The sequence below is a fragment of the Streptomyces sp. NPDC050504 genome (assembly GCF_044458065.1).
Taxonomy (GTDB): Bacteria; Actinomycetota; Actinomycetes; order Streptomycetales; family Streptomycetaceae; genus Streptomyces.
The window spans coordinates 856,067-868,903 of the sequence record NZ_JBITHO010000003.1 but is presented as its reverse complement, the minus strand read 5'-3'; the positions used below and the strand labels follow the sequence as shown (position 1 = coordinate 868,903).

The following is a 12,837-nucleotide window of genomic DNA, read 5'->3' as shown; positions in this document are numbered from 1 at the left end:
GCCAGATCCGCCGGGCTTGGCATCCATCCTGCTCCCGTACGCGCCCCGTGCGGTCCGGCGAAGGGCCCTCATCGGCGGGTCCTTGGTCCTTAAAGCCCGGATCAGTGATCGGGGATAGACTCACTCGACTGCGCGCACAGGGGACGTCGGGGAGGCAGGGACTGATGGTGCAAACGAAGAAGATCGCGCTCTACATAGTTGTCGTCTTCGTGCTGTACACGATCATCACCTCCCCGGCCAGGGCCGCGGATCTGGTCCAAGTAGGGTTCGAGGGCATCTCGGACGCCGCCAACGGCATCGGCGAGTTCATGACCGAACTCATCAAGTAGGAGTGCCCTTGATCCGCCATCTGGTCCTCTTCAAGCTCAACGACGGCGTGGAGCGGGACGAGCCCCGCGTCGCCGCCGGCGTGAAGGCCTTCCAGGAGCTCGACGGGCTGGTGCCCGAGCTGGAGTTCTGGGAGTGCGCCTGGAACATCACGGACCGGCCCATCGCCTACGACTTCGCCATCAACTCCGCCGTCGCGGACCGCGATGCGCTGAAGCGCTACATCGAGCACCCGGCCCACCAGGCGGCCGCGGGACAGTGGCGCGAGTTCGCCACTTGGGTGATCGCCGACTACGAGTTCTGAGCCGACGGCTCGCCCGGCCCCCCGCCCCTGTGGCGGGGGGCCTTTCCGCTTTCCGGGGCGCTTCCCGCACACGTTCCGCCCAACTTGCCGTCAACACGGCGTTATACGGTGCTTGCACACAGTGGACATGTCTTGTGATGCTATGACCGCTTTTGACGGATGAGTTGACCGTTGTTGACCGTGAAGCGTTGACCGTGAAGGGGTGGCGTGACCGTGCCGGCCAGTACCGCACCGCAGCAAGTGCCTCCCCAGGCGCCCGAGCACGAGCCGCCCGCCCCGCCGCCCGCCGAACCCCTCGCCGGGGCCGCCCCCGAGCCGCGTACGGCCGCACAGCGGCGCGGCGCCGACACCAGGGCGCTCACCCAGGTCCTCTTCGGCGAGCTCAAGGGCCTCGTCCCGGGCACCGACGAGCACCGCAGGGTCCGCGCGGCCCTGATCGAGGCGAACCTCCCCCTCGTCCGCTACGCCGCCGCCCGGTTCCGCTCCCGCAACGAGCCGATGGAGGACGTCGTCCAGGTCGGCACGATCGGCCTGATCAACGCCATCGACCGGTTCGACCCCGACCGGGGCGTGCAGTTCCCGACGTTCGCGATGCCGACCGTCGTCGGCGAGATCAAGCGGTACTTCCGGGACAACGTGCGGACCGTGCACGTCCCGCGCCGCCTCCACGAGCTGTGGGTGCAGGTCAACGGCGCCACCGAGGACCTGACGACGCTGCACGGCCGCTCCCCCACGACCGCCGAGATCGCCGAGCGCCTGAAGATCTCCGAGGAAGAGGTGCTGGCCTGCATCGAGGCGGGCCGGTCGTACCACGCGACGTCCCTGGAGGCCGCCCAGGAGGGCGACGGGCTGCCGGGCCTGCTCGACCGCCTCGGCTACGAGGACCCGGCGCTCGCCGGGGTCGAACACCGCGACCTCGTACGGCACCTGCTGGTGCAGCTGCCCGAGCGCGAGCAGCGGATCCTGATGCTCCGTTACTACAGCAATCTGACGCAGTCCCAGATCAGCCAGGAGCTGGGCGTTTCGCAGATGCACGTTTCGCGTTTGCTGGCCCGGAGCTTCGCGCGGCTGAGATCCGCAAATCGTATCGAGGCGTGACCTGATCGGGTGATCCCCGATCCGGGCCGAAAACCCCCACAACCCCTGTTTCCTGCGCGGATTCGCCACATACTTGTCGACATGTCACTACAGCGCGTTGCCGACATGTGACATTCTGCTGGAAGAGCGTTTGCCGCGGCCCCGCCTCCGGTATTCAGGTGGAGGCTGCGTTCCTCAGATGGTCGTGGCCCTCCGCGACCGTCCGCGACCTCAAGGGGGTGGCATGTCCGCAGAACAGGGCAGCTCGAAGGTGCTCGTCAAAGAAGCACCCGTCGTGCGCACCGGCTCGGAAGCCATCGACACCCGCACTCTGTCCCGCTCTCTGTTCCTGCGGCTCGCCGCCCTCGACAAGGACAGCCCCGAGCGCGCGTACGTACGGGACACACTGATCGAGCTCAACCTCCCGCTGGTGCGTTACGCGGCGGCCAGGTTCCGCTCGCGCAACGAACCGATGGAGGACATCGTCCAGGTCGGAACGATCGGTCTGATCAAGGCGATCGACCGTTTCGACTGCGAACGCGGCGTGGAGTTCCCGACGTTCGCGATGCCGACGGTCGTGGGCGAGATCAAGCGCTTCTTCCGGGACACCAGTTGGTCGGTGCGGGTGCCGCGCCGCCTCCAGGAGCTGCGGCTCGCGCTCACGAAGGCGAGCGACGAGCTGGCGCAGCAGCTGGACAGGTCGCCGACCGTGCCGGAGCTGGCGCGGGTGCTCGGCGTCTCCGAGGAGGACGTCGTCGACGGCCTGGCGGTGGGCAACGCCTACACCGCGTCGTCGCTCGACTCGCCGTCCCCCGAGGACGACGGCGGCGAGGGCTCGCTTGCGGACCGGCTGGGGTACGAGGACTCGGCGCTGGAGGGCGTGGAGTACCGCGAGTCCCTCAAGCCGCTGCTGGCCAAACTCCCGCCGCGCGAGCGCCAGATCATCATGCTGCGCTTCTTCGCGAACATGACGCAGTCGCAGATCGGCGAGGAGGTCGGCATCTCGCAGATGCACGTCTCGCGGCTGCTGACGCGCACGCTCGCGACGCTGCGGGCGGGGCTCATCTCCGACTGAACCCGGGGTGCGTCCCGGCAGGCTCAGTACCGATCGAAGCGTTTCGCCAACAGGCGCAGCGGGGTTCCTTCTTGACGGTCCGTCAGTGACACTGGCGCGATGCGACGCGAGGAACGCACCGTCGGCCGCCGTCGAGGCCTCACCGCCGCGTCGGCGGCCGCGCTGTGCCTGGGGCTGGGCAGCGGGCTGCTGACCGGCTGCGGGGGCGGCTCGGGCGAGGACGGGTACGCGGCGGTCGGCGCTGCGGGACAGGGCGGCGCCCCGAGCGGTACGGCGCCACGGGGCGAGGTGCTGCTGGTGCCGCTGGACGGGACCGGGACGCCCGCGGCGGGCGGCAGCGGCGGCAAGGGCGGCAGGAGCGGTACGCCGGGGAGCGCGGGCAACGGGAAGAGCGGCGCCCCCGGCCCCGCGGGCACGGCGTCGGGTACGGCGTCGGACGCCCCGCGCCCGCCCGCGACGCGGCCCACCGGCGGTCCCGGTGCAGGCTCAGGACACGCGGAGCCCGGCGGCGCTCCACGCCCGAACGGTCCGGGCGGCGCGAACGGTCCGGGCAGGCCGAGGCCACCCGTGAACCCGCCGGACCCGCCCGACCCGACCCGCCCGCCGAAGCCCCCGAAGCCCCCGAAGCCCCCGGAGCCTTCGCACCCGCCCGTGGACCCGCCGTCGCCCGCCCTGCTGAAGGTGGTCGGCGCGCCCGAGCGGGCCGAGGCCGACCGGCGCTGGTGCGAGAAGGTCACGGTGACCTTCCGCAACGCCGGGGGCACGCCGGTGCGTTCGGGCACGGCGACGTTCGCGACGCACGTCATCGGGCTGCTCGGCACCGACTGGGCGACCGTGCGGACCGCTCAGCCGCTGCCGGCGCCGATCGCCGCGGGCGGTACGGCGAGGAAGACGTACACCGTCTGCGTGGAGGCCTGGCGGGTGCCGCTGGGCATGCACGTGGAGACGCGCGCCGTCACCGTCGAGTGGACGTGAGGGTCGCTCCCGGCAGAGAACCCGGCGGCTGAGAACCCGTCAGCCGAGCGCCAGCCAGGCGACGCCCGCGAGGACGACGAGCACGGCGACGACGCCGACGATCAGCCCCACCTTCGGGCCCGACTGCTGCGGGGCGGGCTGCCGCCCGCTCTGCTGGGGCGCTCCCTCGTCGACGAAGGCGCGGAACATCTGGGTGCTGCCCGCGGGGTCGTACTGGCCCTCGGGGCCCTGGTTCTGCGGGGCGTGGGGGTTGTGTGCCATGGGGCCCGACCCTAGCGAACACCCGGGTTCCGCCCAACCCCGGGCCCGCCCGTACGGCCCACTGGCCCCACGGGCCCCGCATTGACTCCGCACATGCGAAGCCTTTTGGGTTCCTTTACCCCGCCGGGCCCGTTTTCGTTTGCCTGTGGCAACCAACAACTTCTATCGTTGCCCTAAGCAACAAGATGCGGCGACAGAACGCGCCGCACCACCGCAACCCGGGGGTGCCCATGGCCGCACGGAGCCAGTACGAGGAGCTGGCCCGGCAGCTCAGCGCCATCGGGGCCGTCAAGCGCGGGCTCTCCCGCGTCCTGCCCGCCGACTGCCCGAGCGGCTCGGCCGCCGTGCTCACGCTGCTCGACCGCTACGGCGAGATGCGGATGAGCAGGATGGCCGAACTGCTCGCGGTCGACATCTCGGTGACGAGCCGCCACGTCGCCCACGTCGCCGAGCGCGGGTGGATCGAGCGGTCCCCCGACCCGGCCGACAAGCGCTCCCGGATCCTGCGGATCACCCCGCAGGGCAAGGAACTCCTCGACGAGCTGGGGCGGCGCACCGCCGAGGTCTTCGCCGACCGGCTGGACGACTGGAGCGACGACGAGGTCGGGCAGCTGAACGCGCTGCTCGCCCGGCTCCGCGACAGCTTCGGGGACTGCCGGACGCGACCCGAACAACCCGAACAGCCCGAATAACCCGTACACCCGCGCAACGAAGCAACAGAGAAGGAAATCCATGGCTACGACCACACCGTCCGGTGTGCGGGGCGGCCACGCCGAGCACGGAGGGCACCCCCACGGCTCCTCCGGCGACGGTACGCCGATGACTCACCGGCAGATCATGGAGGCGCTGACCGGGCTGCTGCTCGGCATGTTCGTCGCGATCCTGTCGTCGACGGTCGTCTCCAACGCCCTCCCCGAGATCATCAGCGACCTCGGCGGCGGCCAGTCCGCCTACACCTGGGTCGTGACGGCCTCGCTGCTCGCGATGACCGCGACCACCCCGCTGTGGGGCAAGCTCGCCGACCTCTTCAGCAAGAAGCTGCTGGTCCAGATAGCCCTGGTCATCTACGTCCTGGGCTCGGTCGTCGCCGGTCTCTCGCAGAACGCCGGGACGCTGATCGCCTGCCGCGTCGTCCAGGGCGTCGGCGTCGGCGGCCTCTCCGCCCTCGCGCAGATCGTGATGGCCGCGATGATCTCGCCGCGCGAGCGCGGCCGCTACTCCGGCTACCTCGGCGCGACCTTCGCCGTCGCCACCGTCGGCGGCCCGCTGCTCGGCGGCGTCATCACCGACACCTCCTGGCTCGGCTGGCGCTGGTGCTTCTACGTCGGCGTGCCCTTCGCGGTCATCGCGCTGGTCGTGCTCCAGAAGACCCTGAAGCTCCCCGTGGTCAAGCGCGACGTGAAGGTCGACTGGACCGGCGCGTTCCTGGTCAGCGCGGCCGTCTCGCTGCTGCTCGTCTGGGTCACCTTCGCCGGTGACAAGTACGACTGGATCTCCTGGCAGACGTACGCGATGGTCGGCGGCTCCCTGCTGCTCGCCGCGCTCTTCGTCTACGTCGAGTCCAGGGCGAGCGAGCCGATCATCCCGCTGCGGCTCTTCCGCAACCGCACCATCACGCTGGCCTCGCTGGCCTCGCTCTTCGTCGGCGTCGCGATGTTCGCAGGCACGGTCTTCTTCAGCCAGTACTTCCAGCTGGCGCGCGGCAAGTCGCCGACGATGTCCGGCGTGATGACCATCCCGATGATCGCGGGCCTCTTCGTCTCGTCGACCGTCTCGGGCCAGGTCATCACCAAGACCGGCCGGTGGAAGGCGTGGCTGGTCTCGGGCGGCGTGCTGGTGACCGCCGGCCTCGGGCTGCTGGGCACCATGCGGTACGACACCCCGTACTGGCACCTCGCGATCTACATGGCCGTCATGGGCCTGGGCATCGGCATGATGATGCAGAACCTCGTGCTCTGCACCCAGAACCAGGTCTCCCCCGAGGACCTCGGCGCGGCCTCGTCCGTCGTCACCTTCTTCCGCTCGCTGGGCGGCGCGATCGGCGTCTCCGCGCTGGGCGCGGTCATGGCGAACCGGGTCACGCACTACGTCAAGGACGGCCTGGCCGAGCTGGGCCCGCAGGGCGCGGCGTTCGGCCACGGCGGTACGGGCGGCGGGGGCATCCCCGACCTGGACAAGCTGCCCGCCCCGCTGCGCACGGTCATGGAGGCCGCGTACGGGCACGCCGTCGGCGACGTCTTCCTCTACTCGGCCCCGGCCGCGCTGCTCGCCTTCCTGGTCACGCTGTTCATCAAGGAGGTCGCGCTCAAGTCGAACGCGGCGCCGAAGGAGGGCGCGGAGCAGGGCGCGGCTCCCGCGAGCGCCGAGGGCGCGTAACGCGGGACCCACGGACTCGGGCGCTTTCGAGCGGAGGCGCCCGACACCGGGGAGGCGGGCAGGGGACGGCCCGCCTCCCCCATACACACCACGCATCACGCACCGCACTCCACGCATGGAAACGCCTCCCGTCCGCTGCTGCGGAGGGGAGGCGTTGGAGTACCCGAGGTCAAGGGCGGCGACGGCGACGTAGCGTCCTGGGCCGCTGGACGACACCGACTCTCGTCGGCGACGGGATTCGAACCCGCGTTGCTCACTTTGGAGGTGAAGTAGCCGTGGCCTGCGCACCGGGTGCCCCGAACTGTACGGGACCGCGGCCCGGCGCGCGCCGGATTATCGGGCCGCTTCGCCGGCCTCCCTGCGGGTCATCGTCTCGATGCCCGCCACCAGGATGTCCAGCGCGAACTCGAAGTCCCGCTCCCGCATCTCGGCGACCGTGTCCCCGGCCCTCGCCTCCATCAGCTTCGTGGACTTCGCGAGCACCTCCCTGGCCTCGGGGTTCGCCGCGATCGTGCCCATCGCCTCCTGGAAGTACTCGTCCTGGGTCATCCCCGCCGACGCGCACCGCTGCACGAAGTGGCCCTCGATCGTGCCGAACCCGTAGACGAACTGGAAGACCGCGGCGAGGCCGCCCATCTGGCCGCGCGGCGAGAGGCCCGAGGCGCGGACGATGTCCTGCACCGCCATCGAGAACCGCATCGAGTGCGGGCCGATGTTCAGGAACGTGCCGAGCAGCGCCGACATCCAGGTGTGCCGCACCAGCAGCCCCCGGTAGGCCGTCGCCGTCGCGCGCAGGCGGTCGCGCCAGTCCGCCGACTCGTCGTGCACCTCCAGCTCGTCGAAGACCGAGTCGAGCGCCAGCTCCAGGAGGTCGTCCTTGGTGTCGACGTACCAGTAGACGGACATCGCCGTGACGTTCAGCTCGGCGGCCAGCCGCCGCATCGAGAACTTCGCCAGGCCCTCCGCGTCGAGCAGCCGCACGGACGCGGCGATGATCCGCTCGCGGTCGAGGCCCGCCGGGTGCCCCGGGTCCGACGGCCTTCGGGCCCGCATCGTCTTGCCGCTCAGCCACACGCTCATCCGTGCGGACTTCTTCACGCGGTCGGCCGCGGACACCATGACGCGCTCCTTCGGGTCTTCGAGAGGGGCGTACCGGACCCGAAGGTTCCGCTACGCCCCTCCTACGATGCTAAGCCGCTGCTACGGGTGAGTCTGCCCGCTCCGCGCGCCGAAGGAGCATCGCCGCCAGCAGTCCGCCCGCGAGCACCGCGGCGGCGCCCACCAGCTGACTGGTCTCCAGGCCCGACGCGAACGCGTCGGTGATCTCCCGCTCGGCGTCCGGCGAGTCCGCGGCGGCCAGCGCGGCGGGCAGCGAGGCCGCGCTCACCGCGCCCGGGATCAGCGCGGCGAAGCGGGAGTTGAGGACCGCGCCGAGCACCGCGACGCCCAGGCCGTTGCCGAACTCCGCGAGGGTGCCGTTGACGCCGGCGCCCACGCCCGCCTTCTCCGGCGGGATCGCGCTCATGATGGCGTTGGCCATCGCGGGCATCGCCACCGCGATGCCCGCGCCCATCACGACCAGGCCGAGCAGCATCCCGGAGTACGAGTCCCTGCCGAGCACCGCGATGGCGACGAGGCCGCCCGACAGCAGGGTCATGCCGGACGCGATGGTGCCGGGCGTGCCCAGCTTGGGCAGGATCCGCGCGCCGACGCCCGTGAGGTTGAGCGCCACCACCGTGAGCGCGAGCGGCGCCGTGCGCAGCCCCGCGTCCAGCGGCCCGTACCCGAGCACGAACTGGAGGTGCTGGGTGAGCAGGTAGAGCGAGCCGCCCATGCCGAAGGCGACGAGGATCGAGCCCGCGACGGCCCCGACGAAGCGCTGGTTGCGGAAGAAGTGCATGTCCAGCATCGGGTACGGGATCTTCAGCTCCCACAGCGCGAAGGCGGCGAGGGCCACCGCGCCGACGCCCGCCGAGGCCAGCACCCGCCCGGAGAGCCAGCCGTGCTCGGGACCGGAGATGATCGCGAACACCACGCCCGCCATGCCGATGGTGGAGAGCAGCGCGCCGAGCAGGTCGGGGCGGTCGCCCTGCGGGTTCTTGGACTCGGGGACCAGGGAGAGCACGGCCACCAGGCCGATGATCGCGACCGGGATGTTGATCAGGAAGATCGCGCCCCACCAGAAGTGGTCGAGCATGACCCCGCCGATCAGCGGACCGGCGGCGAATCCCAGGGAGTTGACGGTCGCCCAGAGGCCGATCGCCTTGACCCGCTCCTCGTCGGAGAAGATCTGCACGACGACCGCGAGCGTGGTGGTCATCAGCAGCGCGCCGCCGACGCCCATGCCCGCGCGCGCCGCGATGAGCTGTGCGGAGGAGTCGGCGAGGCCCGCGACGAGCGAGCCGACGCCGAACAGGACGAGTCCGGCGGCCAGCATCTTCTTGCGGCCGTAGCGGTCGGCCGCGCTGCCCGCGGTGAGCAGCAGCCCGGACTGGACCAGCGAGTACGCGTTGATCATCCACTGGATGTCGGAGCCCGACGCGTCCAGTTCCTCGGTGAGGGAGGGGATCGCGACGTTCAGGACGGTGTTGTCGAGCAGCACGGTGAGCTGGGCGAGGCAGATGACACCGAGGATCAGCCAGCGCTGCGGGTGACCTTGCGGGGTGAGGTCGTTCTTCTCGGCGGTCGTCGCCGTCATGCTGCGGTCTCCAGATCTCTTCTACGGTGTACGGGAACGTGCGTCGTACACCGTAGAAGAGACTCTCGTACGCTGTAAAGGACTTTTCCGCTACGCCTTCGGGGCCGTCAGGTCGTAGAACGTGGCGCCGTCCACGGTGAGTGCGGTGAAGTGCTCGGCGACCCAGCTGGAGATGGCCCCGGAGGTGCCGCCACCGGGGCCTCCGGGCCCGCCTTGGGGACCGGTCTCGCGGCCGCCGCCGCCCGAGCCGATGAAGTAGTGGATGCGGCCCTCGGCGACGTACTCCTTGAACCGCGCGAGCGTCGGGGACGGGTCGCTCCCGTTGAAGCCGCCGATCGCCATCACCGGCTCCCCGGTCGCGAGCTGGTAGCTCGCGGCGTTCTGCGCGCCGACGGTCGCCGCCGCCCAGGTGTACGCGTCCGCGTCCGCCGCGATCCTGGCGCGGGCCCCGTCGCCCACGGCCGCGCCGCCGAGGAGGCCGCCCAGGCCGCCGATGCCCGTGGTGTACGTGCTCGGGCCGCGCGCTCCGGAAGGCGCGCCGACGCCTCCGGGACGACCGCCCTGCCCGCCGGGACCGCCGCCCGGGAAGCCCTGCCCGCCGGGACCGCCCTGCGGCGGCCGCTGCCCCCGGCCTGCGCCTCCGCCGCCGCCCGGCCCGCCGTCACCACCGTCACCGCCGTCCCCGGTGAACCGCACCACGCGCATCCCCCCGGGTCCCCCGCCCGCCGCACGCGGCCCCGCCGTCACGATCGACCCCGCGTGCCCCTCGTCCACCGTGTACGCCACGTACGCGACCGGTCCCGCCAGCGACGCCGCCAGTCCGAGCCCCGCGGCGCCCAGCGCCAGCCGCCGGTCGACGCGCCCCGCGAACAGCAGCCCGAGCGCCGCCGCACCGCCCGCGACCAGCACGGCCCACCGCAGCCACGGCACGAAGTCCGGGGTGCGGCCCAGCAGTTCGTACGCCCACACCGCGCTCACCGCGACCGCGCCCGCCAGAGCGGCCGAGGCCGCCCACGTCCTGCGCTCCTCCCAGAGGACTGTGGCGCCCGTGCCGACCAGCGCCGCGATCGGCGGGGCCAGCGCGACCGTGTAGTACTCGTGGAAGATCCCGGCCATGAAGCTGAAGACCGCGAGGGTCGTCAGCAGCACGCCGCCCCACACCAGGAACGCGGCGCGCGCGGTGTCCGTGCGCGCCGCGCGGCGGGTCACCACCAGCCCCGCGACCAGCAGGAGCAGCGCGGCGGGCAGCAGCCAGGAGATCTGGCCGCCGACGCTGTCGTCGAACATCCGCCCGACGCCGGTCTCGCCCCAGCCGCCACCGCGACCGCCACCGCCACCGCCCTGGAAGACCTGGCCCTCGGCCCCGGCGGGCGGCTCGGGCATCCCGGCGCCGCCGCGCCCGCCGCCGCCCACGCTGCCCGTCTCGTCGCCGTTGAGCCGCCCCAGGCCGTTGTAGCCGAAGGTCAGCTCAAGGAAGGAGTTGTGCTGCGAGCCGCCGACGTACGGGCGCGAGGACTTCGGCCACAGCTCGACGGCCGCCACCCACCAGCCGCCCGCCACGACCATCGCGCCCGTGCCCGCCGCGAGCCGGCCGAGCCTCCCGCGCAGCGTGGTCGGCCCGCACACCGCGTACACCAGCGCCAGCGGCGGCAGCACCACGAACGCCTGGAGCGTCTTGGCCAGGAACGCGAGGCCCAGCACGGCCCCCGCCCCCACCAGCCACTTCGTCCGCGCGTCGGCGAGCGCCCGCAGCACGAAGTACACGGCCGCGGTCAGCAGCAGCGTGAGCAGCGCGTCCGGGTTGTTGAAGCGGAACATCAGCGCGGCGACCGGCGTCAGCGCGAGCACCGCGCCCGCGAGCAGCCCGGCGGCGGCCGAGAAGCGGAGCCGTACCGCCGCGTACAGCACCGCGACCGTGGCCGTGCCCATCAGCGCCTGCGGCACCAGGATCTGCCAGGAGCCGAGCCCGAAGAGCCGTACGGACAGGGCCATCGGCCACAGCGCGGCGGGCGGCTTGTCGACGGTGATGGCGTTGGCCGGGTCGAGCGAGCCGAAGAAGAATGCCTTCCAGCTCTGGCCGCCCGCCTGCGCGGCGGCGGAGTAGAAGGAGTTGGCGTAGCCGGACGCGCCCAGGTCGTAGAGGTAGAGCAGCCCGGTCGCGGCGAGGAGCGCGAGCAGCGCGGGCCTGACCCAGGGGGCGTCGTCGGGCCTGCCGCGCCAGAGGGCGGCGGCGCGGCGGGCGACGCGGCGGGCGACGCGGTGGCGGGCGGCCCGGCCGGGGCCCGGGGCCGCGGCGGTGGTGGTGAGCGTGATCATCGGGCGTCGGTCCCGTCGTGGGTGGCGGAGGGCGCGGCGGGGGCTGTGGGCGCGGCGGGCGCGGGCGGCTCCGCGGGGGCGGAGGAGCGGGCCGCGGGGGCGGAGGAGCGGGCCGCGGGGGCTGAGAGGCGCGCCGCGGGGGCGCTCGCGCGGCGGTCGGGAAAGACCCAGGCCCGCAGCAGCAGGAAGCGCAGCACCGTCGCCGCGAGGTTCGCCGCGATCAGCACCGCGAGCTCCACGGAGTGCGCGGGCTCGGCGGACGCCCGTTCCAGCGCGGCGAGCGAGCCGCTGGTGAGCGCGAGGCCGATCGCGAAGACCAGCAGCCCCTGCGCCTGGTGGCGCAGCGCGCGCTCCCTGCCCCGCACCCCGAAGGTGAGGCGCCGGTTGGCCGCCGTGTTCGCGAGGGCCGACACCAGCAGGGCGGCGGCGTTGGCGGCCTGGGCGCCCGTACCCGTACGGAAGAGCGAGTACAGCAGCAGGTAGAACAGCGTCGAGAACGCGCCGACCGCGCAGAAGCCCAGCAGTTGGCGGGCCAGTCCGCGCGGCACTCCGGTCAGGACCCGGTCGCGCGGGTCGTCGCCGAAGGGGCGCGCGAGGCGGTCGAGCGGCAGCGCGCCCACCGCGAGCGCCCGGCCCACCCGCCACACGCCCCTGAGGTCCTCCAGCGCGGTGCGCACGATGCGGACGTGGCTGTTCGGGTCGTCGATCCAGTCGACGGGCACCTCGTGGATGCGCAGGCCCGCCCGCTCGGCGAGGACCAGCAGCTCGGTGTCGAAGAACCAGCCGGTGTCCTCGACCAGCGGCAGCAGCCGCTCGGCCACGTCCCGCCTGATCGCCTTGAACCCGCACTGCGCGTCGCTGAACCCGGCGGCCAGCGAGGAGCGCAGGATCAGTGCGTAGGCCCGGGAGACGAACTCGCGCTTGGGCCCGCGCACCACGCGCGACGTGCGCTTGAGCCGGGAGCCGATCGCCAGGTCGGAGTGGCCGGAGAGCAGCGGGGCGACCAGCGGGAGCAGGGCGTTGAGGTCGGTCGAGAGGTCGACGTCCATGTAGGCGAGGACGGGCGCGTCGGACGCGGACCAGGCGGCGCGCAGGGCCCGGCCGCGCCCCTTCTCCGCCAGCCGGACCGACCGCACGCCGTCGAGCGTCGCGGCGAGGCGGGCGGCGATCTCCGGGGTGCCGTCGGTGGACGCGTTGTCGGCGACGGTGATGCGGAAGGGGTACGGGAAGGTGCGCGTGAGGTGGTCGTGGAGCCGCAGCACGCCGGGCTCCAGGTCCTTCTCCTCGTTGTAGACGGGGAGGACGACGTCCAGGACGGGGGCCGGGGCCGCGGTCACGGGGACGGGGGCCCGGCTGGGAAGGGTGGGCGACGCGGTACCCGTACCGGCCTCGCCGTCGGTCTCGGTTGGCATGGGGCCGACACTCGTC

The 12,837-nt window shown here is 72.5% G+C and carries 12 protein-coding genes; 7 read left to right on the top strand and 5 right to left on the bottom strand.

Annotation, left to right across the window (positions count from 1 at the left end):
• Positions 1-164: 164 nt before the first annotated feature.
• From ACIBNE_RS14790 to ACIBNE_RS14770, 5 genes are all read left to right on the top strand, one after another.
• Positions 165-329, top strand: a complete 165-nt coding sequence (locus ACIBNE_RS14790) for a hypothetical protein (RefSeq protein WP_399271387.1) — start codon at positions 165-167, stop codon at positions 327-329.
• An 8-nt stretch (positions 330-337) separates the two neighbouring features.
• Positions 338-631 carry a Dabb family protein gene (locus tag ACIBNE_RS14785; protein ID WP_399271388.1) on the top strand — a complete coding sequence of 98 codons (294 nt, stop codon included), beginning with the start codon at positions 338-340 and terminating at the stop codon, positions 629-631.
• Between the two features lie 213 nt (positions 632-844).
• A complete protein-coding gene (locus ACIBNE_RS14780; protein ID WP_399271389.1) occupies positions 845-1,729 on the top strand; it encodes an RNA polymerase sigma factor SigF in 885 nt (294 codons plus the stop codon).
• Positions 1,730-1,952: 223 nt separating this feature from the next.
• Positions 1,953-2,783, top strand: coding sequence for an RNA polymerase sigma factor SigF (locus tag ACIBNE_RS14775; protein ID WP_399271390.1), 831 nt, complete (start codon positions 1,953-1,955; stop codon positions 2,781-2,783).
• Positions 2,784-2,882: 99 nt separating this feature from the next.
• Entirely contained in the window at positions 2,883-3,758 is an 876-nt protein-coding gene (locus ACIBNE_RS14770) for a hypothetical protein (RefSeq protein ID WP_399271391.1), read from the top strand.
• A 39-nt stretch (positions 3,759-3,797) separates the two neighbouring features.
• On the opposite strand, the gene ACIBNE_RS14765 is transcribed toward ACIBNE_RS14770, so the two are convergent.
• Positions 3,798-4,019, bottom strand: coding sequence for a hypothetical protein (locus tag ACIBNE_RS14765; protein ID WP_399271392.1), 222 nt, complete (start codon positions 4,017-4,019; stop codon positions 3,798-3,800).
• A 230-nt stretch (positions 4,020-4,249) separates the two neighbouring features.
• Here ACIBNE_RS14765 and ACIBNE_RS14760 point away from each other — a divergent pair, with 230 nt between their 5' ends.
• Both ACIBNE_RS14760 and ACIBNE_RS14755 read left to right on the top strand, forming a co-directional pair.
• The gene (locus ACIBNE_RS14760) at positions 4,250-4,711 is read left to right on the top strand and encodes a MarR family winged helix-turn-helix transcriptional regulator (RefSeq protein ID WP_399271393.1); all 462 of its coding nucleotides are present in this window, start codon (positions 4,250-4,252) and stop codon (positions 4,709-4,711) included.
• Between the two features lie 40 nt (positions 4,712-4,751).
• Positions 4,752-6,395 (top strand): MDR family MFS transporter, encoded by a 1,644-nt coding sequence (locus ACIBNE_RS14755; protein ID WP_399271394.1) that lies wholly within the window; start codon positions 4,752-4,754, stop codon positions 6,393-6,395.
• A 333-nt stretch (positions 6,396-6,728) separates the two neighbouring features.
• On the opposite strand, the gene ACIBNE_RS14750 is transcribed toward ACIBNE_RS14755, so the two are convergent.
• The 4 genes from ACIBNE_RS14750 to ACIBNE_RS14735 form a co-directional block, all read right to left on the bottom strand.
• Positions 6,729-7,514 (bottom strand): TetR/AcrR family transcriptional regulator, encoded by a 786-nt coding sequence (locus ACIBNE_RS14750; protein WP_399271395.1) that lies wholly within the window; start codon positions 7,512-7,514, stop codon positions 6,729-6,731.
• Positions 7,515-7,584: 70 nt separating this feature from the next.
• Positions 7,585-9,093: an MFS transporter gene (locus ACIBNE_RS14745; RefSeq protein WP_399271396.1), complete on the bottom strand. Its 1,509-nt coding sequence runs from the start codon at positions 9,091-9,093 to the stop codon at positions 7,585-7,587.
• 90 nt (positions 9,094-9,183) lie between these two features.
• Positions 9,184-11,409 carry a glycosyltransferase family 39 protein gene (locus tag ACIBNE_RS14740; protein ID WP_399271397.1) on the bottom strand — a complete coding sequence of 742 codons (2,226 nt, stop codon included), beginning with the start codon at positions 11,407-11,409 and terminating at the stop codon, positions 9,184-9,186.
• Positions 11,406-12,821 (bottom strand): glycosyltransferase, encoded by a 1,416-nt coding sequence (locus ACIBNE_RS14735; RefSeq protein WP_399271398.1) that lies wholly within the window; start codon positions 12,819-12,821, stop codon positions 11,406-11,408. The genes ACIBNE_RS14740 and ACIBNE_RS14735 overlap by 4 nt, the downstream gene beginning before the upstream one ends.
• Positions 12,822-12,837: the final 16 nt, after the last annotated feature.